The 25,258-nt window shown below is 37.0% G+C and carries 24 protein-coding genes; 16 read left to right on the plus strand and 8 right to left on the minus strand.

Translation table 11 applies throughout. From position 1 onward, the window contains the following. Positions 1-62: 62 nt before the first annotated feature. The 3 genes from QMD71_01700 to QMD71_01710 all read right to left on the minus strand — a co-directional run bounded on the left by QMD71_01700 (position 63) and on the right by QMD71_01710 (position 3,487). Positions 63-1,322, minus strand: coding sequence for a hypothetical protein (locus QMD71_01700; protein ID MDI6839563.1), 1,260 nt, complete (start codon positions 1,320-1,322; stop codon positions 63-65). Between the two features lie 126 nt (positions 1,323-1,448). Further along, positions 1,449-2,345 (minus strand): D-2-hydroxyacid dehydrogenase, encoded by an 897-nt coding sequence (locus QMD71_01705; protein MDI6839564.1) that lies wholly within the window; start codon positions 2,343-2,345, stop codon positions 1,449-1,451. Beyond that, positions 2,342-3,487 carry an alanine--glyoxylate aminotransferase family protein gene (locus QMD71_01710; protein ID MDI6839565.1) on the minus strand — a complete coding sequence of 382 codons (1,146 nt, stop codon included), beginning with the start codon at positions 3,485-3,487 and terminating at the stop codon, positions 2,342-2,344. Before QMD71_01710 ends, QMD71_01705 begins: the two co-directional genes overlap by 4 nt. 216 nt (positions 3,488-3,703) lie before the next feature. Between QMD71_01710 and QMD71_01715 the strand changes: the two genes are divergently transcribed. From QMD71_01715 to QMD71_01770, 12 genes are all read left to right on the plus strand, one after another. Continuing rightward, positions 3,704-4,234: a nitroreductase family protein gene (locus QMD71_01715; GenBank protein ID MDI6839566.1), complete on the plus strand. Its 531-nt coding sequence runs from the start codon at positions 3,704-3,706 to the stop codon at positions 4,232-4,234. Between the two features lie 8 nt (positions 4,235-4,242). Next, positions 4,243-5,334, plus strand: a complete 1,092-nt coding sequence (gene gcvT / locus QMD71_01720; GenBank protein MDI6839567.1) for a glycine cleavage system aminomethyltransferase GcvT — start codon at positions 4,243-4,245, stop codon at positions 5,332-5,334. A gap of 126 nt (positions 5,335-5,460) precedes the next feature. Continuing rightward, a complete protein-coding gene (locus tag QMD71_01725; protein ID MDI6839568.1) occupies positions 5,461-7,767 on the plus strand; it encodes a T9SS type A sorting domain-containing protein in 2,307 nt (768 codons plus the stop codon). A gap of 79 nt (positions 7,768-7,846) precedes the next feature. After that, the gene (gene rimI / locus QMD71_01730) at positions 7,847-8,284 is read left to right on the plus strand and encodes a ribosomal protein S18-alanine N-acetyltransferase (GenBank protein MDI6839569.1); all 438 of its coding nucleotides are present in this window, start codon (positions 7,847-7,849) and stop codon (positions 8,282-8,284) included. 15 nt (positions 8,285-8,299) lie between these two features. Continuing rightward, positions 8,300-9,607 carry a hypothetical protein gene (locus QMD71_01735; GenBank protein MDI6839570.1) on the plus strand — a complete coding sequence of 436 codons (1,308 nt, stop codon included), beginning with the start codon at positions 8,300-8,302 and terminating at the stop codon, positions 9,605-9,607. A gap of 170 nt (positions 9,608-9,777) precedes the next feature. Beyond that, a complete protein-coding gene (locus QMD71_01740; GenBank protein ID MDI6839571.1) occupies positions 9,778-10,290 on the plus strand; it encodes a PTS sugar transporter subunit IIA in 513 nt (170 codons plus the stop codon). Between the two features lie 2 nt (positions 10,291-10,292). Continuing rightward, positions 10,293-10,637, plus strand: a complete 345-nt coding sequence (locus QMD71_01745) for a hypothetical protein (protein MDI6839572.1) — start codon at positions 10,293-10,295, stop codon at positions 10,635-10,637. A gap of 316 nt (positions 10,638-10,953) precedes the next feature. Then, complete coding sequence (locus QMD71_01750) at positions 10,954-11,589, plus strand: hypothetical protein (GenBank protein MDI6839573.1); 636 nt, start codon at positions 10,954-10,956, stop codon at positions 11,587-11,589. A 344-nt stretch (positions 11,590-11,933) separates the two neighbouring features. After that, positions 11,934-12,956, plus strand: a complete 1,023-nt coding sequence (locus QMD71_01755; GenBank protein MDI6839574.1) for a T9SS type A sorting domain-containing protein — start codon at positions 11,934-11,936, stop codon at positions 12,954-12,956. Between the two features lie 103 nt (positions 12,957-13,059). Then, positions 13,060-13,446, plus strand: a complete 387-nt coding sequence (locus QMD71_01760) for a right-handed parallel beta-helix repeat-containing protein (GenBank protein MDI6839575.1) — start codon at positions 13,060-13,062, stop codon at positions 13,444-13,446. Between the two features lie 9 nt (positions 13,447-13,455). Beyond that, positions 13,456-13,935 carry a DUF1565 domain-containing protein gene (locus QMD71_01765; GenBank protein ID MDI6839576.1) on the plus strand — a complete coding sequence of 160 codons (480 nt, stop codon included), beginning with the start codon at positions 13,456-13,458 and terminating at the stop codon, positions 13,933-13,935. Then, on the plus strand, positions 13,839-14,114 hold the full coding sequence (locus QMD71_01770) for a T9SS type A sorting domain-containing protein (protein MDI6839577.1): 276 nt from the start codon (positions 13,839-13,841) through the stop codon (positions 14,112-14,114). The genes QMD71_01765 and QMD71_01770 overlap by 97 nt, the downstream gene beginning before the upstream one ends. Positions 14,115-14,122: 8 nt before the next feature. On the opposite strand, the gene lon is transcribed toward QMD71_01770, so the two are convergent. Together lon and QMD71_01780 are read right to left on the minus strand one after the other, a co-directional pair. Next, a complete protein-coding gene (gene lon / locus QMD71_01775) occupies positions 14,123-16,450 on the minus strand; it encodes an endopeptidase La (GenBank protein ID MDI6839578.1) in 2,328 nt (775 codons plus the stop codon). Positions 16,451-16,495: 45 nt separating this feature from the next. After that, positions 16,496-17,626 carry an FAD-dependent oxidoreductase gene (locus QMD71_01780; protein MDI6839579.1) on the minus strand — a complete coding sequence of 377 codons (1,131 nt, stop codon included), beginning with the start codon at positions 17,624-17,626 and terminating at the stop codon, positions 16,496-16,498. A gap of 100 nt (positions 17,627-17,726) precedes the next feature. On the opposite strand from QMD71_01780, the gene QMD71_01785 reads away from it, so the two are divergent. The 3 genes from QMD71_01785 to QMD71_01795 are packed head-to-tail and all read left to right on the plus strand — an operon-like array spanning position 17,727 to position 21,650. Beyond that, entirely contained in the window at positions 17,727-19,217 is a 1,491-nt protein-coding gene (locus QMD71_01785; GenBank protein ID MDI6839580.1) for a pitrilysin family protein, read from the plus strand. Positions 19,218-19,219: 2 nt separating this feature from the next. After that, the gene (locus tag QMD71_01790; protein ID MDI6839581.1) at positions 19,220-20,626 is read left to right on the plus strand and encodes a pitrilysin family protein; all 1,407 of its coding nucleotides are present in this window, start codon (positions 19,220-19,222) and stop codon (positions 20,624-20,626) included. Positions 20,627-20,669: 43 nt separating this feature from the next. Continuing rightward, a complete protein-coding gene (locus QMD71_01795; protein MDI6839582.1) occupies positions 20,670-21,650 on the plus strand; it encodes a MoxR family ATPase in 981 nt (326 codons plus the stop codon). A 303-nt stretch (positions 21,651-21,953) separates the two neighbouring features. Here QMD71_01795 and QMD71_01800 read toward each other — a convergent pair whose 3' ends face one another. The 3 genes from QMD71_01800 to rph form a co-directional block, all read right to left on the minus strand. Continuing rightward, on the minus strand, positions 21,954-22,568 hold the full coding sequence (locus QMD71_01800; protein MDI6839583.1) for a PHP domain-containing protein: 615 nt from the start codon (positions 22,566-22,568) through the stop codon (positions 21,954-21,956). Positions 22,569-22,745: 177 nt separating this feature from the next. Next, positions 22,746-23,717, minus strand: coding sequence for an RluA family pseudouridine synthase (locus tag QMD71_01805; protein MDI6839584.1), 972 nt, complete (start codon positions 23,715-23,717; stop codon positions 22,746-22,748). A gap of 109 nt (positions 23,718-23,826) precedes the next feature. After that, positions 23,827-24,543: a ribonuclease PH gene (gene rph, locus QMD71_01810; protein MDI6839585.1), complete on the minus strand. Its 717-nt coding sequence runs from the start codon at positions 24,541-24,543 to the stop codon at positions 23,827-23,829. A gap of 79 nt (positions 24,544-24,622) precedes the next feature. Between rph and QMD71_01815 the strand changes: the two genes are divergently transcribed. Beyond that, a complete protein-coding gene (locus QMD71_01815; GenBank protein ID MDI6839586.1) occupies positions 24,623-25,252 on the plus strand; it encodes a ribonuclease H-like domain-containing protein in 630 nt (209 codons plus the stop codon). The last annotated feature ends 6 nt before the right edge of the window (positions 25,253-25,258 follow it).

Here is a 25,258-nt window from a genome sequence, read left to right on the forward strand (position 1 = left end):
AATGCCCGCCCTAAGATTCTCGCCAATTGTATTACTCTTTGTTGTTTCTACCAGTCTTCCACTCAAATCGTAAATCTGTAACCTAATTTTTGTTTTTCGCTAATCCTTAAACATTTAACACTAATCACTGTGGTAAATGGATTAGGATAAGTTTCGAACAATTCAAATTTTGAGGGCAAAGTTTCAAGGAATTCTTCGATAGAATGCTCGTCAGTAAGAAAAGGAATAAAATGTATCTCACCATACTCATGATTATCCCAATGGTCATAAATTCTATTGTCTATTTCACCTGCATCAGTAGTATACCAATAATTGTATTGGGCATCAATATCATGTGGAGTGAGATTCTTAAAAGCATAGAATCCAGAAGGATGCTCAAAAGTTGTATCACCTGCTATGTTGTTACTACAGGCAAGTGCAATAGAACTTTGAGCTATAATTAACCCTGGATTTAGAGTATTAAATTTTATTTCTCTAATTACGGAAGCTCCATAATAATTAATAATTTTCCCGGTTATAGTATTATTACAGATAGTATCAAGAGATGCACCCGGACAATTCTTGATTGCTTCATTGTAGCCTTTTATCTCATTCCCTCGTATTGTCTCAATTGAACCTTCATTTAAAATGCCTGCAGATTTCCAGCCTCCGGATCCTTGCATGATATTTTTTGCTATACTCCCAATTGAATTCTTGTTCGTGATCCCGCGGGTATTATTAATTAATGTATTTTCCCTTACAGTCTGGATTTGACCATAATTTAAAATTCCATCATAACTGTTAGAGAAAGTATTTTCTTTTACCATATTTATCATTCCGCTGTTAGAAATACCATACTCAGAATTTTCTAATATATTATTGTGTGCTATAGTACCTATCGAGCCGGAACCCGAAATTCCAATCCCGCCCCAATTTCTTGATATATTGCAATGTGTTATACTATCAAAAGGAGCCATTATCTTACAACCACGATCTCCATAGCTGATTCTTACATATCTTAAATTTCCTGAACTTCCGGAACAAAATTCTAATTTTTTCCAACGATGGAGGATATTATCTGTATCTATAATAATTGAATCCACCTCAGTGCCTTTAGCAATGAGTATTCCATATATTGTGAAACTTCGATTTTCTAAAATTATCACTTTAACCCCTGGCTCAATTGTGAGAGTAATAAGGCTATCTACAATTATATCTCCATATATAACATATGGACTTCCTGCTACATTCCAAATTGTATTGGCCGAGATATGTCCACTCACATAAGTAGTGTCTGCTCTAACCAATACTCCAGCAAATACTCCAAATACCAAGCTCGCCACCCCAAAAGGTGAATCTGAAACTTCTCATAGTACACCTCTCACAACATTGGGGACAAGTTCATTTTCTATATAAAGCCTTCGTTAGTTCTTTATATTTTTTCTCTATTTGCTACCGCAATCTTTAGCTTATTTACCGAACTCGCGTATAATGTTGACAACCTCTTTACCAATCCTTTCCTGCGCCTCTTTAGTTGAAGCTCCTATATGAGGAGTAAAAGTGACATTTGGTAGCCCCATGAGTTCACTCTTAGCAGGTGGTTCAGTCTCAAATACATCAAGCCCAGCACCTGCTAATTTACCACTCTTTAAAGCGTCAAGTAATGCAGATTCATCAATTACGCCACCTCTTGCACAGTTTACAATAACTACACCTGGCTTCATTTTTTCAAATCCAGCCTTCCCAATAATGTGTTTGGTCTCAGAAGTTAGTGGAATATGGAGAGATATATAATCTGAGGTTCTAATTAATGTATCAAGGTCTACAAGTTTTATTCCCTCTACAGCTTTGACATAAGGGTCGTAGCCGATAACATTCATACCAAGAGCAGTTGCCCGCTTGGCAAGCTCTTTACCAACCCTGCCTACTCCTATTATACCGAGTGTCTTACCTGATAACTCAATACCTGTAAGTGCCTTTTTCTCCCATTGCCCTTCCTTTATAGACTGCGTCCCCCTTGCAATATGTCTTGATATTGCAAACATGTGGGCAAGTGCAAGCTCAGCTACAGAAGCAGAGGAGGCACCGGGAGTGTTAACAACTTTTATGCCTTTGGATTTAGCATAATCTGCATCTATGTTATCAAGTCCGACTCCACCTCTTATAATAAGTTTCATTTGCTGCATCTTGTCTATCATTTCCTTTCTTACCTTAGTCGCACTCCTCACCACCATAACATCAAAATCACCTACCCTGTTTGGTAGCTCCTCTTTTGGGATTCCGGATAAGTCTTCAACATCAACCCTTAACTTTCGCAGCTCTTCAATTGAGCCGGGGTCAAGTGGGTCTGCCACAAGTACTTTCATTTTGCCCCCTTTCTTAAGACTTCTTCAGCTGCCTTTACACCTTTGCCAATTTCTACTGGATAGTTAAGGTCATTCAGAGACATCTCAATTGCAGAAATGGCAGTTATAATATCAAATGGGCCCATATAGCCGAGGTGGGCAATCCTAATTATTTTACCCTTTAGATGATTCTGCCCACCTGCAACATTGACTCCGTAACGCTTCCAAAGTAAGCTCTTGAGTTCTGCACCATCTACACCATCAGGAGCATAAACGCCGGTGACTGCGTTTGCAGAGTATTTAGAAATTAACTTAAGCCCAAGTGCTGTCACTCCTGCTCTTGTCGCCTCCGCAAGTAATGCATGACGCTGTAAGAGTCCATCTATGCCTTCTTTATTTATCAACTCAAGTGATTTATCCAGTGCCACAATTAACGAGACTGCCGGTGTATACGGGGTATCTGCCTTTTCTAACGACTTCCTTGCTTTCGTAAAATTAAAATAAAACTTAGGGAGTGTAGATTTTTCTATAAATCCCCACGCCTTATCACTGACTGAAGCAAATGCAAGTCCTGGTGGTAGCATAAGTGCCTTCTGAGAACCGGCTACACAAACATCTACACCCCAGTTATCGACTTGGATGTCACAGGCACCAAGGCCAGAGATGGCATCAACTACAAATATAGTATTAGGTTTGCTTTTTATAATTTCGCCATATTCTTTTATTGGATATAAAGTAGCTGTACTTGTCTCACACAGTGTAGCAAATACTGCCTTAATATTTGGGTCTTTATCCAGATGACTCTTAATTACATCAGGTTTTGCTATATCGCCCCATTCTACATCTATAGGAATCGCGTTAACTCCATACGCTTTACAGATATCAAACCACCGCTCACCAAATTTACCGCCCCTTATTGCTAATGCCTTATCACCAGCTGATAAGGTATTGGCTACTGCACCCTCCATAGCACCAGTCCCAGAGGCAGCAAAGGTAAGCACAGGATTCTTTGTCTTGAAAATTGGTTTCAAGTTTTCTGATACCCTGCCAAATATTTCCATATGCTCCTTTGTCCTGTGGTGAATAATTGGTTGGGACTCAGCTTGCCTGACTGCATCTGGAACCGGAGTAGGACCAGGTGTTAAGAGATACTCTTTTCTCATAATTCCCCCTTTTTAAATTTTATATACCACATAATGTTCTCTATGTCAAGAAAAAAGAAAAAAGTAATTGTCGTCTTTTTGGTAATTTAAATTTTTGTTGATTTTTACTTTTTTTGGAGTATATTTTTATAAACTTAGAATTTGTGATTCGGTTGGGATTTGAGATTTGTTTGTAATTTGGTGATTGTGATTTGAAACTTATTAAGAGGAGGTATTATGGATGTAAGTGATGCCATAAAAGAAAGAAGGAGTGTGAGAGCGTACAAGGATAAAGAAATACCTGACGATAGTTTAAATAAGATACTTGAGGCTGCCCGGCTTGCACCTTCTGCATCCAACAGACAGCAGTGGAAGTTTATAGTCATACGCGACACAGTTCGCAGGAAAGCAATTGCCCGTGCAGCAGCTAACCAGGAATTTGTTGGTGAAGCTCCAGTTGTTATTGCAGCAGTCTCTCTTGACCCTGTGCATGTAATGAGGTGTGGGGTCCCAGAATACGCTGTAGACCTCGCTATTGCTGTTGACCATATGACATTGCAAGCAGTGGAACTTGGGCTTGGTAGCTGTTGGATATGTGCATTCGCACAGGAAGAAGTTAAACGAATACTTAATATACCGGCTAAATATAAAGTAGTAGCTCTACTTCCAATTGGCTACCCAAGTGATGCTCCAGGTCCAAAGATACGTAAATCTATTGAAGAGATAGTATGTTATGAGGCATTTCCGAAGGATCCTGTGGATAAATAGGAGATACTATGTTTAAAAAAACTCCTTTCTATGGGAAGCATGTAGAAGCTGGTGGCAAAATTGTACCATTTGCTGGATTTGAAATGCCTATACAGTTTAAAGGAATACTACATGAAGTTAAACGAGTGCGGTCTACAGTTGGGATATTTGATGTATCTCATATGGGGAGGGTTGAGATTCACGGTCCTAATGCTATGAGATTTGTTAGTGAGCTGACAACAAATGACCCTTATGCACTCAATATTTTTCAAGCCCAGTATTCCTGTATGTGTTATCCAAATGGTGGTATAGTTGACGACCTTATTGTTTATCGTCTTCCTGATAAATTCTTGCTTGTCATAAATGCAGCTAATAGAGAGAAGGATTATCAATGGATGATTGAACACAAGTTAGAGGGTATAGAAATAGTGGATGTAAGTGATGAGATTGCACAACTTGCAGTTCAAGGTCCGATGGCAGAGCCTACAATGCAACCTTTGGTAGATATTGATTTATCTAAAATGAAATATTATTGGGGAGCTAATGGTAAAGTTGCTGGAGTACACGCATTTATTTCAAGAACCGGCTACACAGGGGAAGATGGGTTTGAAATCTATTTTTCTGTAAAATATGCGAGTGAAGTTTGGGATAAAATTGTTGAAGCAGGGCGTAGTTTTGATATTGAATCTATTGGACTTGGGGCAAGAGATACGCTGAGACTGGAGATGAAGTACTGTTTGTATGGAAACGATATAGATGAGACAACTAACCCACTTGAAGCTGGACTTGGCTGGATAACGAAACTTAATAAACCAAATTTTGTTGGTAAGGAAGCAATCGTTAGACAAAAGGAGGAAGGGTTAAAGAGAAAACTTGTAGGATTTGTAATGAAAAGTAAAGCTATTCCAAGACAGCACTATAAGATATTTAAACAAGGTAGACAGATAGGTGAGGTCACAAGTGGTAACTTTTCACCCTCAATAAATCAACCTATTGGATTAGGGTATGTAAAAATTCCATACGATGAAGTAAATACAGAAATTGAGATAGATTGTAGGGAAAAACTTGAACCCGCAAAGATTATAAAACCGCCTTTCTATACACAGAGAACACATAAATAAGAAGGGCAAAGGAGTGAGAAAAAAGAGATAAATTTAGTAGATATACTCGTAAACCCTCGACTTTATTCTGCACTTGTAGCTGAAATAAATCAGTTTAGTACAGACCTTGTTGATGCAGGTTATTCGGTGCAGGTAGATACAGTTTCGGGTATGGACCACCAAGCACTGCGAGCATGGCTTGCAGCATTACCTAATTTAGTAGGTGCTATATTTATTGGTGAGATCCCTGTAGCTTGGTATGAGTCTAACGGGTTTTGGTCTTGGGAAGAGTTTCCAATTGACTTGTATTTTATGGATTTGAATGGAGACTGGCTTGATTCCGACGGTGACGGTATTTATGATGAACACACAGGAGATGTTAGACCAGAAATTTGGGTCAGTAGACTCTACGCTCGCCCTTTGCTTTGGGATAATGAAGTAAGGCTTCTTAAGCGATACTTTGAGAAAAACCACCTATACAGGACAGAAGGTTTAGGGGTGCCACAAAGGGCATTATCATTTGTGGATGATGATTGGGTTGGATTTGGAGACTGTGGATTAAGTTCAGTCTATACAGATGTGGGAGTGGTAGAAAATGAGACAGCAACTACAGCAAATGGGTACAGAAGTAAATTAGGTGAGGGATACGAATGGATACAGTTGTGTGCCCACTCTTCACCATGGACACATACATTTAGAGTTCCAACCGGATTCCGGGGCACTGTCTTTAATTACGAAATATTTGTGTTAAAGCCCTACGCTTTGTTTTATAATCTATTTGCATGTTCAGGGACAAGATTTGTAGAAGAGAATTATTTAGCAGGTTGGTATATATTTAATGATTTATATGGGCTATTGACAGTGGGAAGTACAAAAACCGGGTCTATGCTTTATTTTAAAGATTTTTATACCCCTATTGGTAATGGAAATAGTGTTGGGGAAGCATTTAAAGAATGGTTTATACAACATGGAGAAGAATCTATAGATTGGTTCTATGGGTTAAATATACTTGGTGACCCTACTTTAAAACCACTGGGACAAAAGAAATGCAATATATCTCAATTAAGAGTCCAACAGTGCCCATCAAATGGATGGTCAACTCCAGAAGTTGTAGCATCACATCCTGAGTCTGATGGTAATCCAGACATAATTTCGGGTGTTGATGGAAAGATTTGGGTAGTGTGGGAGTCGGGACGCTCAGCTAACAATGGCAGGTCTGATATATACTGTGCTTACAGGGATATGAGTGGTTGGTCGAGTGTAATGAATATTGGAGCTGATGAGTATTGGGATTTTAATCCAACAATTGGAATCTATAATTCACAGCCTATTGCAATATGGGCAAATATGGGTAGGAATGCTCTCCACTACAACCTGTATTACAGCCAATACAATGGCAACAACTGGTCTTATCCTATGCTTGTATCATCTGACCCAAGCTGTGACTTACATCCTAATCTTGCAAATAGTAGAGATGGAAAACTTTGGCTCACTTGGCAAACGAGGAGAGATGTAAACTCTAATATCTACACAGCTTACTTTCAAGATGGAACATGGGCACCTGCTCAAAGAGTTACTCAAACTAATGATGATGAAGTATCACCAGTAATAGTCATTGACGGGACTAATTTACCTTGGATATTTTATTGCAGATACAACCCAAAAAGTTCTGAAATTTGGGGTAGTCACTATGATGGCTCAAATTGGATAGAAATAGGTCCTATTTCTGGTATCCAGGTGAGTGCTTATAGACCTGCGGCTACAGCTGACAGCAGTGGTCGAGTATGGGTTGGATGGCAAGCATTTGATGAGGGTGTGGGTAATATATACACAAGCTACTATAACGGTTCAGATTGGAGTCTTCCTAAGAAAATAACTTTAAATACTCAAAATAGCTTATTTCCGGATATGACCACAGACTGGAATGGGACGTGTTGGGTTGTCTGGCAGGGTAAAGTAGATGGAGAATGGGATATTTATGCAAGCCGTTTAGATGATACACTTTGGACAAGCCCTGAAGTGATAGGATTGTCAGGTCCTGATATTAATCCAAAAATAACAGCTGATTCGTCAGGAGTATGGGTTGTATGGCAAAATTGCCAATCAGGTAACTGGAATATATATGTTTCAAATAATAACTTGCAAGAAATTTATGAAATTTTTCTAAAGACTACAAAAGTGTTTACTGTTTTCCAAAGTTATCCTAACCCGTTTACAGAGGAGACTCAAATCTTATATTGGTTACCTTATACGGCATTTATAAGAATTTCTATATATAATTTATTAGGACAAAAAATCCTGACTCTATCAGATGGAACCCAGGGACCAGGATATCATAAGGTAAGATGGACTGGCTGCGATTCTCATAAGAAGAAAGTAGCATCTGGTATCTACTTTTACAAAATAGAAATAGATAATTTTAAGACAGCAAATAAACTTATCGTATTGCAGTAGTTTTATATTTCATTAATGTAGTTCTACGCTAAAAGTTATTTTTATTCTTGTGTTAAATCTAAAAATAATGCTCCGGAAGATGGAAATTAAAGACCTCAAAATGGTTGAACAAATAGAGAACGAATGTTTCAAAATTCCATGGCCAATGAGTGCATTCTTACAGGTGCTTACAATGAAGGATACCCTATCCGTCGTGTGGGATGAAAGCGGAGATATTATAGGGTATGGAATGGTTATTCAACTTAAATCATCGGTTCATATAGTGAACCTTGCTGTAAAACCAAGTTATAGAAGGAAAGGAATTGGAAGTAGGATACTTTTAAATTTCATCAGGTATGGGGAAGAACTGGGTAAAAAGGTTGCAACACTTGAAGTTAGAACCAGTAACCTTCCAGCGATAAATTTATATAGAAAATTTGGATTTAAAAAAGTGGAAGTAAAGAAGTCGTATTACCCTGATGGCGAAGATGCCATTGTTATGAGAAAAGAACTAAATTTTGGAGTGCAAAATCGGTGATTTTGCTTTAAGTTTATGTTTAATTTTGCATTTTTAGTTCTTAATTTTGAGTTTCTTAGTTATAACCCTACTACCCTTGTACAACCTCCATTTGGGCATACAATGGGTTATAGTCGTGTTACATCATATGAGGTGAAACTAATTTTTGGTAAGTCACTATCTTTTCAAGAACCTCAAGGAATTGCGTGCTGTAAATTAAAAGCTCTTGATAACCCAAATGATGGAGAGGATGATGATGAACTTACAGTTTATTGCACAAATTCGTGGGCAAATCAGATTATATACAATAAATCACTCACCGAGATAGGGATTTATGGCAGATTTGGCTCCAATGTGGGTGAATTCTGGTGGCCCCAGGGGATTGATGCAAATCCAGAGGGAGATGTATATGTGGCAGACATTGGTAATAACCGAATAGTTAAGCTAAAAAATGAGATCGATTCATTGAAGTGGATGGCATCAATTGGGTCATTTGGGTGCGATACTGTTGAATTTGATGAACCATGGGATGTGACAATTGACTCAGAAGGTAGGATATGGGTAGCTGACAAAGGGAACGATAGGATACAGGTTCTATCTAAGGATGGAGGTTTTGTACAGGAGATAAGAGGATTAAATAAACCAACTGCAATCGCTGTTGCAGATAAAGGAGAATACTGGTCATACTATAAAGATGATTTCATCGTAGTAATTGATGAACTCGGTAAGAGAATTCAGAAATTTAGTTTAGATGGAAAATTACTTGTATGTAGAGAGTTACAGGACTTGAAACTTACTGACGCCAATTTCTCAGATTGTGCAATTGATTATTACGAAAATGTGTGGGTAGTAGACAGGTTAAATTGTTGTATTCATAAATTTGATAGATTTTTAAGGCTCATTACAAGTTTTGGTAGACGAGGGGTACGGGATAAAGAATTTGTGTCCCCCAGAGGAATAACAATTTGGAGAAGGTTTGGCCAGGTTTTCATTGTAGAACAGGAGGCGATAGATTACTACTGGATTGGTGTAGATGGATATATAGAAGGATGTTATCCACCAATTTTCGACCCAAAGGAAAAAGGGACAACAATAGTTATATATTTAACTGAACCAGCTTATATAACTTCAAAGATATACGACTATCAAAGAAACCTAATAAGGGATTTTATTCCATTTTATAAACAAGAAGCTTTTGGCCACAATATTGTATGGAATGGAAGAGACAACAAGGGTGAAGTAGCCAAGTCTGGTGAGTATCTGATTGAAATAACTATTGAGCCAACATACTCATCAAGAGGATATTTCAAGAAAAAACTTGAAACTAAAGTCACGTGCAAGTAATTTTGCTTGTCATTGCAAGCGAGAGTGAGGCAATCTTATTCAATTGTGGAAGTGGAGAGGATGCCAGATACTCTATTATTAATTTACTTGATTTTTTTCTTTAAACGTGTTAAAATGCTTTCACTTATAAAAATTTATAGTTAAATCTTGAAAAGAGAGAGGGAGGTAAAATGCTTTTACAGGAATTGATAGATGAGGAACTCATAAATTGTAACCTTACAGGTAAAAACAGAGATGCAGTTATTGAAGAACTTGTAGAACTTTTTATAAAGAAAGAAATAATTAAGGATAAAGGTGAATTTATTACTGGTATTAAGAAGAGAGAAGAGATAGAATCGACAGCCATCGGAGACGGTATTGCTATCCCACATGGAAGGTCGGATTCGGTTAAGAAACTAATGATAGCATTTGGAAGGACGGCTCAGGGGGTTAATTTTAACGCTGTTGATAAGAACCCTGTACACTTAATCTTTATGATTGCCGCCCCAGTTGAGATGCGTAAAGAATATTTGCAAGCAGTTGCTAAGGTTGCAAGACTTTTGAAGTCAAAGATTATGAGAGATGCGTTACTTAAATCAGAAAATCCGAAAGACGTAATGAAAGTGATAAGAGATTTTGACGGTGTGGTGCCAGAGAAGTTAAAAGTGAAAATAAAGAAAGGAAGGATAATTCATAGAAAATAATTATGTATTTACTTATCATAATTCTATATAATGAAGAAGATTTGGATAGCGTCCTCTCCTGTCTTATTGAACTTGGTATAGAGGATGCAATTACAATTGATTCTGAATCAATGGAGCGTACACTTGCTTACAAAGTCCCAATATTTGCAGGAATTAGGTTTAGCTTGAGAGGGAGAGTATATTCTAAAATGATTATCGCAATAGCTGAAAATGCAGGAACAGGAAAGGAAATAGTAAAGCTTTTAAAAGGAGTTGGGATTGATTTTGAAAAAGAGGGTGTTGGTAGAATTATTACATTAAAAATTGAATCTATACTTGGTGCTCCAAAAGAGATAGAGGAAATCTAATCCACATTTATAAAAAAATAAAAAAGTAGGAATAAAGGAACGTTTTTATTTCTTTGATACGGACGGATATGTATATAACTGGGGATGTAGGGGTGGATTGGGGTGTAACTTTGACGATAAAGCCAAGGTTACAGTTTATTTTGCACCTAATCAAGATGACCGGAGGAGTGCAACAAAAATATTTGACTTCTTGAGAATTTAGAATAAGATGATAAGAGTGAAAATTCAAGCGGCGTCTTTATTCACTTTATTATTCTTTTTATCGGGGTCTAAAATATTTTCTGACAGTTTATATCCCTATTCTATTGGGTTCTCAATGAGACCCCTTAGTGCACAAGTAATTGGTATAGGAGAGTTAATTGAAATAAGTGTTTTAGGTTCTAAGAATATCTTCCATAGCACAGAATCTGAAGAAGTCAACAAGATAAGACAACTTGTTGGTGTAAGAACACATTGCTTCATTTACCGTCCGTTTATAGAAGAATTTAGGGGAAAAATGGACACCATCTCACTTTATTGGGTTGCAATGTATGGTGGTGATATATTTTATAAAATCAAACCACATTGGCAACTTGCATTAACTATAAGTCATCTTTTTGGATATCGTATGGACTGGTATAATATGGCAGAACTTTCTCGAGGTATCAAAGATTTAATGTTTATTGGCGGTGACGTAAGCTATGATATACTGGAAAAACGAAGTATTGCATCCATAGGAGGAGGAGGTATTTGTAGAGGGGGGTATGGCATGGGACCGATCGAAAGGATCCAATTACAAAATTCATTAGAGGTCCACCTCTTTGGACGTGTTGAATCACAAATTGCCCAAAATATAGCACTGTTTATGAGCATGCGGTATATTAGAACTGACCTAAAAGGGAGGTGCACCGTGACAAATATGAGACTGGATGGTATGGCTCTTCAATTAGGGGTGAGCTTCTATATTTATTAATAGTAGAAAAATTAAAAGGGAGGTAAAATGAAGAGAAGCGCTTTCTTTATATTATTTTATTTAAAAATAATGGTGTCAAGTCTGATTTTTTCTCTCGGGAATTTAGAGCTAAAATTAAAATGAAGAAATAAAATATTGTGGTTGATAGAAAAAATATAGGAGTCAAGGAGAGAGGCAAAACCATAAATGTGGGCTCTGTCCCCTTCACGCTCTAAGGGGTGAGGGTGTGACACTTACAATCAATCCATGAGTGAGAATCTGGGTAGAGCCTTGGAGTGATGACCAGGGAGGGGGAGTAGAAAATATTTGATTTCTTAAGAAATTAGAGTATAGTATAAAATAAGATGAGCAGAGTAAAAATTCAAAGTTATATTTCAGTTTTTGGTCTAACCTCATCGATGCTTATTATGGCTATCCCTCAGGTAGTTAGAGCACAGCCAGATACATTATGGACACGTACCTATGGCGGAAGTAGCGAGGACATTGGCTACTCTGTGGAGCAGACTTCAGATGGAGGGTATATCATAACTGGATATACTCACTCTTTTGGTGCAGGTTGGTGTGATGTATGGCTCATAAAGACAAATTCAGTTGGTGATACAGTATGGACGAAGACCTTTGGTAAAAGTTATGATGATAAAGGCTACTCTGTGCAGCAAACCAAAGATGATGGATATATCATCACTGGATCTACCGTCTATTTCTCCGGTGAGGGTGCATGGCTTATAAAGACAAATGCAAATGGAGACACAATTTGGACAAAAATATTTGACGGATATGGTTCGGATGTAGGCGTATCGGTGCAACAGACCTCTGACGGTGGCTATATTATAACTGGATATACCATATCTTACGGGGCGGGTGAGTCTGATATCTGGCTTATAAAGACAGATTCACTTGGCAATAAGCTTTGGGATAAGACCTATGGTGGAACTTACGGTGATCATGGCTATTCAGTGCAACAGACTTTAGATGGAGGGTATATCATAGCTGGATGTACTGAGTCTTTTGGTATGGGTAATAATGATGTATGGCTTATAAAGGTAGGACCTGACATAGGAATAGAAGAGAGCGTAAAGTGCAAAATGCAAAATGTAAAATTGGATTTACAAAATTACCCAAATCCGCTTACCAAGTCTACTATTATCAGTTACAGTGTACTAATTTCATCTTTGGTGACCCTGAAGATTTACGATTTATCAGGGAGGGAAGTAATAACGCTTATTAATGAAAAGCAAAAAGAAGGACATTATAGTGTAATATGGGACAGGAAGGATAAATATGGAAAGAATCTAAGCGGTGGCATATATTTTTGCTACCTACTTGAGGAAGAGTTTAGAATTATGGGAAAAATGGTAGTTTTCTAAAATAGGAGGTAAATATGTCAAGATTCTTTTGCATAGAAAATCAAAAATTAAAAATCAAATATCAAATATAGAGCCAAAGATTACATAGATGGAGCTGCTGATTATGACAGTGGGTAGTATGGAGAATACAGGGATAGAATTGTTTAAACCTATTGATGATAGTAAAACTCCAAATGAGAAGATAATGAACTGTGAGATTGAATATGCGTATCGTGGAATATCTGTGTTAGATAAGGATAGAAAACTTGAGCTCCAGAAATGTAGGATAAGTGACTGTTTGGATACAGGTGTGTATTCACTTGCCGACCAGTTGAGTATTAAGCAAAATACTATTACACATAATAATAGAGGGGTATGGGTAGATAAGGGCAATACAGAGGTTAAGAATTCAATTATCATGAACTCGTGGGATGCAGGCGTATATGCAACAAATACTGCTGTTGTAGATGTAAAGAATGATACTTTACTTGGTAATGCAACGGGGGTGTAGTATACAGATGTGTCAAGTGGTGAGGTTAAGAATAGCACAATTATGAATAATGAGACTGGAATCTTTACCTCTGGTAGTTCAGCTCCGACTGTTAAGCTCACTAATATAGTGAATAACACAAACTATGGTGTGTATATAGATGGTAAGTCTACTCCTAATCTTGGTGATAAGAATGCGAATAAGGAGTCAAGAAATGTAATCTATGGTAATAGTAAATACGATGTCTATAATAATACTGCTAATACTATTTGGGCACAGAGAAATTATTGGGGAACAATGGATTTGGATACAATAAGGGCGCATATCTACGACTATTACGATAATCCGGCTCTGGGTAAAGTGATATTTGAGCCTATTTGGTCAGGTCCAACAGTTGGAACGAGTGGTCCAATGTGTGCAGGTGGATTACAAATTACAGATTACAAATTTTCCCAAATCCATTTGGTTCAGAAGCTAAAATTAGATTTGCCCTACCTAAAAAGGGAATAGTAAATTTGAAGATTTACGATGCAAGTGGTAGGTTAGTGGAGACACTGGTTAATGGAGAGACTGAGCCTGGCTATTATACATTAAAGTGGAACGCTAAAGGTTTTCCGACTGGCATTTATTTTGCAAAGTTTGTAGCAAAAGATTACATAAAGAAAGAAAAGCTTATTTTGCTGCGGTAAGCACATACTTATTTATCTGAGAGTGCTATGTGTATTGCTTCGTCTATTCTTTTTATAAATTTAAATTTAAGCCCACGCTTTACATAGAATGGAATTTCTTCAAGGTCTTTGCGATTCCAATCAGGAAGAATTATAGTATGTATCCCTGCACGCTTAGCTGCTATTACTTTCTCCCTTATACCACCTACAGGTAGGACTTTACCACGAAGAGTAATCTCACCCGTCATTGCTATACCCGGATTGACTGGTATATTTTTAAATAATGAGACAAGAGCAGTAGCTATAGCAATACCTGCTGAAGGTCCATCTTTTGGAATAGCGCCTTCAGGAACATGAATGTGTATATCATATTTATCAAAGAAGTTTTCGGGAATTTTAAATTTCGTTGCCTCTGACCGTACATAAGACAAAGCAGTTTGAGCTGATTCTTTCATTATATCACCAAGTTTACCAGTTAAGTTAAGTCCTTTTTTACCTTTCATCTTTGTAGCTTCAATAAACATAATTGTACCACCTTCAGGAGTATATGCAAGCCCTGTAACCACACCAACTTCACCTTCTCTGTCTCGTAACTCTGAGAAGAACTTTGGTGGCCCAAGGAATGAAAGTAAGTTCTTGGTAGTTATCACAGTTTTACGCTTCTTCTTGCCACTCGCTACTTGTTTTGCAACTTTCCTTATACAATTTGCAAGCTCACGCTCAATATTTCTTACTCCTGCCTCACGAGTATAACCTTGAATAATCTCACGAATGGCACCATCTGTAAATTCTATAAGCTCTGGAGTTAATCCATTTTCCTTTATCTGTCTTGGAATTAAAAAATTATTTGCTATCTTCATTTTCTCCTCAAGAATGTACCCGGGTAGGTGGATTATTTCCATACGGTCCTTTAGAGCAGGTAGGATTGGGTCTACTATATTTGCTGTTGTGATAAACATAACATGAGAAAGGTTGAATGGAATCTCAAGGTAGTGGTCTGAAAAGCTCTTATTCTGCTCTGGGTCAAGTGCTTCGAGCAAAGCGGCAGCCGGGTCTCCTCTGAAGTCAGCGCCTACCTTATCAATTTCATCAAGCATAAATACAGGATTCCTTGACATAGCTCGATTTATCCCTTGAATTATTCTACCTGGAAGAGCGCCGACATAAGTCCTTCTATGTCCCCTTATTTCAGCTTCATCCCTTACTCCACCAAGTGAGAATCTAACAAACTTCCTACCAAGAGCACGTGCAATTGACATACCAAGCGAAGTCTTACCTACACCCGGTGGACCAACAAAGCATAAAATTGGTCCCTTTGTATCGGCTTTTAATTTTCGGACAGCTAAATACTCAATAATTCTTTCTTTTACATCTTTAAGATTGTAATGGTCTTCATCTAATACTTTTTGGGCACGTACTATATCAAGATTATCATCAGTCTCCTTTTCCCAGGGCAAAGAAGTAAGCCAGTCAAGATAAGTTCTGCAAACTGTATACTCAGCAGATGCGGGTGGCATACGCTCAAGGCGGTCAAGTTCCTTATACGCCGCTTCCATTGCTTCTTTTGGTAATTTAGCTTCTTCTATCTTTTTTTTAAATTCTTCAACCTCTACTGTGCGTTCATCTTTCTCACCGAGTTCCTTTTTGATTGCTTTAAGCTGTTCCCTTAAGAAATATTCTCGCTGTGTCTTACTAACCTCTGTTCTCACATCTGATTTTATCTTCTCACCAAGCTCAAGAATACTCTCCTCCTTTGCAAGAATTGGAAGAAGGTAAGTCAACCTTTCTTTTGGGTCACGAATCTCAAGTAGCGCTTGTTTTTCTTTCACTGTAAGAGTAAGATTAGAAGCAACAAAGTCTGCAAGCTTTGATGGAGACGAAATGTTCATTGCATAAACTTGTAGGTCATCTGATAAATAAGGGGCGAGTTTTATAATTTTCTGAAATGTAGTTGAGACATCGCGCATAAGGGCTTCAAGTTCTAAATCTTTCTTTATTTTTACCTTTTCTATTAGTTCAATCTCTACCTCCATAAATGGGTCTCGCTGAACAATTCTTTTAATTTGTACTCTTTCTAACCCTTGAACAATTATTCTTACAGAACCATCAGGAAATCTAAGCATCTTTAGAATAATAGATACAGACCCTATTTGGTAAAAATTATGCTCATCTCGCTCATCAAGATGAGGTGCTTTAAGTGTGAAAGTGCCAACAATTTTATTCTGTGAAGCAAGGACATGCTCTACCAATCTTGTAGACCTATCATCTTTTACGATAAGAGGGACAACCATATTAGGAAAAATAACTAAATCCTCTACAGTCAGTACTGAGACTCTTTTTGGTATTCTACTACGCATTGAGATTGCTTTGCCTACGCTCACAATGACATTTTTAAAATTCGTTTATCGTAGAATTTCTTCAATCTTAAACTCTCGTGTAATAGAGAATTCATCTATAGGGATATAGGTAGTTCCTTTAACAATAAGCTCTGCCATACACTTACCAAGTGCAGGTGCAAGCATAAAACCGTGACCGCAACAGCCACCAAGTATCCAAAACCCTTTTACTTCAGTTTCTCCAATGATTGGGTTACCATCCGGGGTCATAGTATACCAGCCAGCCCATTGACGAATAACTTTTAGCTCAGCCAACTTAGGCATTAGTCTCAATATACGCTTCGGAAATTCATATGTGAACTCAAATGATGAGTCCCTCATTATACCTTTGACTGGAGATTCTGGAGTGTAACACCCTATAATTTGACCAGTAGCCCATAGTTGTTGAAAGTAACAGCTTGGCCTATAATCTACTATCATTGGCTCAAATAATCTAAATGGGATTTCTTCAGTAACTATGGCTTCATGGCGCTCAGGCTCTAATAGAAGAGCGACTCCTACAAGTTTACCAACTTCTTTAGCCCAAGCACCTGCTGCATTTATGATAACAGGAGCCGAGTACTTATCTCCTTTATGGGTACAAACTGAAGTGACACGTCTATCTTTTGTATTGATTTTTGTCACTTCTGTGTAAGGTAGGATTTCGCCACCGAGTCTCTTTATTCCGGCAGCGTATCCTTTGACTACAAGAAATGGATTAGCTTGCCCATCTGATGGACAATATGCTCCACCAGTGAGGTCAGATACCTCAAGTTGTGGTGCTATTTTCAAAACATCTTCTGCAGAAATAAATTCAACATCAAGACCAAGTTTTTTCTGAATTTTTATAAGTTTTAGATAGCTCTCTTTTTCAAAATCTGAATGTGCAAGAAATAAATAACCACCCTGATGCCAGTCAACTGCGATTCCAAACTCATCTTCTATTTGGTTAAAAATACGCACGCTCTCCATTGCAGCTCTTATGGTTCCCGGAGTTGAGAACTGTTGTCTTATTCCTCCTATGCATCTTCCAGTTGACCCTGATGCCAAGTATTCTTTCTCAATTAATAGTACCTTATATCCAAGTTTTGCAAGCTCATATCCAGTGGCACAACCAAAAATTCCGCCCCCAATTATTATAGAGTCGTAAACTTTCATATTAATAAAATACTCCAAAATTCTATTTTTGTCAACCAAAAAGGTAAATTCCTATTTATTCTTGACAACTAATGAAAACAGGCTATATTTTTATTTAAAGATGAGAGTGATTATACTTAGTTTTTTATGCCTTACAGTTGCTGTCTCTTTATTTCCTTTCTCAGGGTTTCAATCAATTGAAGACAAGATAGTAGAGTATAAACTTGATAATGGGCTAACCCTACTTATTCTACCAAGACACGAAGCTCCTGTAGCTTCTTTTGTTACATTTGCAAAAGTAGGAAGTAGTGATGAATATGAAGGTATTACAGGGATGGCACATATACTTGAGCATATGGCATTTAAAGGCACTAAAGAGATTGGGACAAAAGATTTTGAACTGGAGCAAAAAGCAATAGCAGCTGAAGATAGTATTTTTGAGTTGATACTTAAAGAAAGAGCAAAAGGAGATAAGCTCGATTCTATAAACCTAAAAATGTTAGAGACCGCATTTAGGGCTGCTCAAAAGAGTTCTAAAGAGTTTAGTATTTCTGGTCAATTTAGTGAAATTATGAAAATAGAAGGTGGGCGCATAAATGCAGGGACTTCCAATGACTACACAGCATATTATTGTAGACTACCATCTAACAAACTTGAACTCTGGATGTGTATGGAATCGGAAAGGTTTCTATCACCAGTTTTGAGAGAATTCTATATTGAAACCCAAGGTCCAATTGCTGAAGAGAGGAGGATAGGATATGAAGATAGCCCACAAGGCAAATTATGGGAGCAATTCTTTCTCACTGCATTCCCTCAAGGTCATCCATATAGACACCCAGTAATTGGGTTTATGGGAGATATACTCACAGCTACAAGGGAAAAAGCAAGAGAATTCTTTAATAAGTATTATATTCCATCTAACCTAATTGTAGCTATTGTAGGCGATGTAGAGCCAAACGAAGTAATAAGATTGGCAAAGATTTACTGGGGCAGGCTACCTAAGAAAGAGCCCCCCTTACCTTTAGAAATTCCGGAGATTACTCAAAAAGAGGAAAAAAGAATAGAACTTAAGTTACAGGCTCAACCGATACTTTATATTGGTTACCATTGTCCGAGTGGAAAAGCCCCTTATAATATTATCTACGAGACTATAGCCGATTACTTAGGTAGGGGACGCACTTCTCTTTTATATAAGAGCTTAGTAAAAAATAAAAGAATAGCTACTAATGTAGGTTGTAATGCTTTTGTCCCAAGCCCAAAATATCCATCCCTCTTTTTATCCTGGGCTACCCCAGCCGCCAACCATACAGCAAAAGAGTGTGAAACCGCTATCTATGAACAGATTGAACTCTTGAAAAGGGAGCTAATTCCAAAGAAAAAGTTGGAAAAGATAATTTCAAGGAAAAAAGCAGAACTCGTCAGATATCTTGATAGTAACTTACATACAGCTTTAGAATTAGCTTGGTATGAAGGAATTTATGGGGACTGGCATGAATTATTCACTATATTAGATAAACTGGAAAAAATTACCCCTGAAGATATACAAAAGGTAGCAGAAAAAGCATTTGTTAAAACCAACTGTGTTGTTGGAAGTATTGTGACTTCAGAGTAAAAGTGAGGAGTATAAAATTTGTTACGATTCTCGTAGTGTTATTTACAAGTCTTTTGTTTGCACAAAAGTCTTACAAGAAATTGACATTCCCTGCTTTACACGAGATTAAGATTCCTAAAATTAAGGAAGAAAAGTTATTAAATGGTATGGCTCTATATATGGTTGAGGACCATTCTTTACCTATTATAAAAATTTATGCAATGGTTGGAGTTCGCTCTCTGTTCGACCCATCCAATAAAGTAGGACTTGCTCGCCTAACTGGATTAGTAATGAGAACAGGGGGGACAAAGAATTTTTTATCAGATGAGATTGACGAAAAATTAGAATCTGTAGGTGCTACTATTGAAAGCTCAATAGGTACCGATTATGGTGAAGTAGAGCTTTGGGTCTTAAAAGAACACTTTGATGAGATACTACCTATATTTGTTGATATTATAAGGTATCCAACATTTACTGAAGATAAGATTGAGTTAGCTAAAGTTATATTAAAGACAGAAATAGCGAGGTGTAATGATGACCCGTTTAATATTGCAATAAGAGAATATAGAAAACTTATATATGGAAAAGATAGCCCCTATGCAAGGACTATTGAGGACTCTACCATAAACAATATAAGTAGAGATGATATTATAGCTTTTTACAAGAAATATTTCTACCCTAATAACATAAAATTAGGAATTATTGGCGATTTCAATTCAAAGAAGATGAGAAAAAAGCTTAAAGAAGCTTTTGGAAATTGGGATAAAAAAGAGATAGAATCCTACACTATTCCAGAAGTGACCTATCATTACCACTCTTCTGTAAACCTGGTTGACAAAGCCGGCCTTAAACAAACAACAATCCTTATGGGTCATATTGGTGGGATTATGAGTAATCCCGATATCCCTGCTCTTACAGTGATGAATGAAATCTTAGGTGGCGGTTTTACTGGCCGTTTGTACAAGAATATACGCGAAGCCAAAGGGCTAGCCTACCTTATCTTTGGAAGGTATAACTCTGAGTATGACCATCCTGGCATTTTTTATTTAGGAGTGCAAACTGAGGCAAAAAATACTGTTGAAGTTGTGGAAGATATCAAGAATGAAGTAAAGAAGATAAGTGAAGAAAAAGTAACTGATGAAGAATTAAGGCAGGCTAAGAATAGCTACCTTAACTCATTTGTGTTTAACTTTGATACAAAAGAAAGAATTTTACAGAGAATAATGACTTACGACTATTACGGTTATCCAAGAGATTTCATTAATCAACTAAAAGAGCAAATTGAATCTGTGACTAAAGACAATATTTTGAGAGTCGTAAACGAGTATATTCATCCAGAAGATATGATAATTCTTGTTGTAGGAGATGCGGATAAAATTAGAGATTTACTTACTTCCTTAGGCAAAGTTAATGAAATAGAGGTGCACTAATTTGGCTTGACAAATTTTGTAAATAGCTTATAATAATTAAATTATGGATGATATTGAAGCCATAGAAAAGCTTAAAGAGGCAAAAGATAGGTTATTAAAAGAAATAAGGAAGGTAATTGTAGGTCAGGATGATGTATTAAACCAGCTTCTAATTGCATTGCTTGCTCAGGGGCATTGTATTCTGATAGGTGTGCCAGGGCTTGCTAAGACTTTGATTGTAAATACACTCGCAAATGCACTCTCTCTGTCTTTTAATCGCATCCAGTTTACACCCGACCTTATGCCATCAGATATTACAGGAACAGATATAATTGAGGAAGATATATCTACTGGGAGGAGGAAATTTAGATTTATAAATGGTCCAATATTTGCAAATGTAATTCTTGCTGATGAGATAAACCGTACCCCACCAAAGACGCAATCAGCCCTTCTTCAAGCAATGCAAGAATACAAAGTTACAGCTTCTGGAGTAACCTATGAACTTGAGCGTCCATTCTTTGTACTTGCTACACAGAACCCAATTGAGCAGGAAGGAACTTATCCGCTACCTGAGGCACAGCTTGATAGATTTATGCTTGAGGTAGGAATCTACTATCCATCACAAGAAGAGGAGGAAAAGATTGTAGAAACTACCACTTCTGCTTATGTTCCAGAAATAAATAGGGTGCTCACAGTCAAAGAAATACTAGAACTACAATCGTTGGTCAGAAGAGTCCCTGTAGCACAGAATTTAATTCGTGATGTAGTAAGGTTTGCGAGCCTTACAAGACCGAGTAAGGATTCAAGTTCACCAAAATATATAAATGACTGGGTAGCTTGGGGTGCAAGTCCAAGAGCATCTCAGTATCTAATTCTTGGTGCAAAAGCAAAGGCAATTCTTGAAGGTAGGTACACGCCATCAATAGATGATGTACGATATGTTGTAACACCAGTCCTTAGGCATCGTATTATCACCAACTTTAATGCTGAAGCTGAAGGAGTGACACCACTTGATATAATACAAAAACTTTTAAAAGAGATTTGAGCCATAGAAGATATTATACCCGTCTATAATAGGTAAGTATTTCTAAAATGGAGAACAAAAACTATATTATCACGAAAATCGTATCTTGCCTGTCAGCAGACAGGAAAACACAAAAACACGAAGGGAACATAAGATTAAAAGAGTTGTAAATTAAGTTGGATGAAGTATTCGTTTGGAGTTAACAGAGATTGGAAGAGAGTTTAAGAGATAAAAATGATGACTCTCTTTCAATCTCTTAAAATCACTGTTAATATTTTGTGTCTTTCGTAATAAAATGGGAGGTTTTAGAAAAACTCTAAGCCATTACACCCATCTTTTGTAAAGGTTTATAAGTCCAGTAAATATTCTATTATATAGAGGGCTTCTTTCTGTAGTTAGTATGTTTCCATTTCCATTAAGAAGAGCTGACTTAATATTATAGTCATTAAAACTCATTTTAGTCAATCCAATCTCTCTTAAAAAGTGGGCATCAGAGCCTACAATTACAGGTTTATTGTATTCTTTGGCAAGTGCCATTGCCATTCGGTTTTCGCCATTAGTACATCTTGAATTATAAACCTCTATTATATCTACGGCTTCAATTAGTTCATTATCCAATTTATGTTCCCTGTAAGGATGAGGTAAAACTACAAGGCCACCCTGATTTTTAATTTCTTGTATTACTTTTTTGCTACTCTTTGAAATAACTTCATTTTTTAAAAATAGCCCTATAATGTCACCCTCATCAGTATAGTATTCAGCACCTACTATTATGTTTACCTTACCAATTTTATTTGCCTCCAGTGCCCCTTTTATAGTCCCATGGTCGGTAATAGCAGCAAAATCAAGCCCCAGTTTTTGGATGTGTCCTACTATTCTGGCCGGAGGGATATTGGCATCAAAAGAATAGGAAGTATGAATATGGAAAGTACCTATCATTGTAATATCAAAAATTAAAAATCAAATATCAAAATTACATATTAAAATGTAAAAATTCTAAATCCTAAACAAATTCCAAATTCTAAATTTCAGTGTTCCAAACAAGTTTAAGATTTGGGAAATTGTGATTTAGATATTGTTTAGAATTTAGGATTTCGGATTTAGGGTTTCTCATATCTATCTATATTCATCTGCGGTTAAAAACTTTTTATTTGAGAGGTAGGTAAGCAAGTTTTGTATATCCTCGGGTAAATCTGCTTCAAATTCCACCTCTCTTTTATATATAGGATGCTCAAACCTCAAATATATAGCATGCAGGGCTTGGCGTGACATTACTTGCATAATATCATTGAACTCATCAATTGGGACTTCAGGTAATCTCTTTCTACCACCATAAGTTGGGTCACCCACAATCGGATGATTTAGATGAGCTAAATGCACTCTTATCTGATGCGTCCTACCAGTCTCTAATTCAACTTCAATCTCAGTTATGTATGTAAATCTTTTAATAACCTTAAAATGTGTAACTGCACTCCTTGATGCTAGTGGTGTCACTGCCATTCTCTTACGTTCTATAGTATGTCTCCCTATGGGAGCATCAATTGTCCCCTCATTACGCTCAATTTTACCCCATACAAAAGCAAGATATTTACGCTTAAGTCTGTGAGTCTCCACTTGGCGGGTAAGTTTAAGTAAAGCAGAGTCAGACTTTGCAAAAACAAGTAAACCTGATGTATCTTTATCAAGCCGATGTAATACACCTGGTCTTGTACGGTCAGTTTGCCATGAAAGTTGACAGTGATAAAGTAATGCGTTTACAAGTGTACCACGCAAATTACCGGGTGCCGGATGTGTTACCATACCGGGTGGTTTGTTAACAACAATTAAGTGCTGGTCCTCGTATATAATATCAATAGGTATGTTTTCGGGCTCAACTATGAATCTTTCAGGTTTTTCATAACTTACAATAACCTTATCTCCTGCTTTAAGTGGAGTATGCGATTTGGCTGGTTTATCATTTATAAGCACTTTGCCGTCTTCAATCAGTCTCTGAATTTGTGACCTTGATATACCAAGACCAGCCTTGTATAAGTATTTATCAAGCCTTATTTTTTCCTTCGGTTTTACTACCCTTGAAAATAAAGTCATAAATTTAAATATACTTTAAAAATTAATTAAGTTGCAATTACTTTTATTCTGGAACGTGATAAGAAATAGTCATAATTTTATAGTATAGGATAAAGAACTACAAGCCTCATTATAGTTTTAAGAAGAGTGCTTTCTTCTGTGCTTCTATTAACTGTTTTATTCCATGTTCCGCAAGCTTAATTAAATTTTCAAGTTCTCCCATTGTGAACGGCCTCTTTTCACCGGTTCCCTGGATTTCAATACACTTTAAGCTCTCCGACATAGCAATATTCATGTCTACTTCAGCAATATAATCTTCATCATAAGTTAGGTCAAGTATTGGAGTTCCATCAACTATACCAACTGATACTGCAGCTACTGCTTCACGGATTGGTGAATGCTCAATTAAGCCATGTTCTAACATATATTGGATTGCATCATAAAGGGCAATATAGTCACCAGTTATGCTTGCAGTGCGTGTCCCACCATCTGCTTGTATGACATCACAGTCTACTGTGATTGTAAAACCAGCTATGTCATCAAGGTTTGATACACTCCGAAATACCCTCCCTATAAGCCGTTGAATCTCGTAAATCCTACCAGATGCTTTATCTCTTGGAATACGCTCTTTAGAACTCCTTGGAAGCATCCCATATTCAGCGGTGAGCCAGCCTGTTTTTTTATCCTTTAAAAAATGAGGAACCCTTTCTTCTACTGTAGCTGAGCATACAATTTTAGTTCCACCAAGCTCAATGAGGCAAGAACCTTCAGGCTCTTTTAAGTAATCTTTCTCTATTTTAACTGTTCTTAATTCGTTAGGTTTTCTGCCGTCTTTTCTTTTAACCATGGTATTATTATATTTTAAAGTTAACAAGAGTGCAAGTAATTTTCTTGACTTTTAGTAATTCTACAGTATATTTGTTTAAATGATTAGACTTTATATTGATATTGAGACAATTCCTGGACCTGAGAGATTAAAAGAAGAAATAGTACAAAATATTGTACCACCTAAAGATCTCGTAACTATGTGGGAGATAAGTAGATGGAAAGAAAATGAGGTAAAAAAGTTATATCGTGATACCGCTCTAAATGGCAATTTTGGTAGTATTCTTTGTATCGGATATATAAAAGAACAACCAGTTAGTGAGGATAAAGCTGTTATCAAGGGTGATGAGCGTGATATTTTACAAAAATTTTGGGAAGTTGCTAAAAATGCTGATAAACTCATTGGTCATAATATACTTGATTTTGACCTCAAATTTATATGGAAAAGGTCTATAATTCATAAGATTAAGCCAAGTATTGACATAAGTTTTGCAAGGTATCGGAGTGACTTTGTTTACGATACAATGCAAGAGTGGGAGAAGTGGCACGGCTATATAAAGCTTGACCAACTTGCAAGAATACTTGGACTACAATCATCAAAGAGTGTTCTCAATGGGAGTAAGGTTTACGATTATTATAAAGCAGGTAAACTTCAAGCTATATATGACTACTGTATAGCTGATGTCGAACTCGTCCGTAAAGTATATAAACGGATGAATTTTATAGAGTGAAGGGGG

Source organism: bacterium (assembly GCA_030018315.1).
GTDB lineage: Bacteria > Hydrothermota > UBA3073 > JACQXS01 > JAGMCI01 > JASEGA01.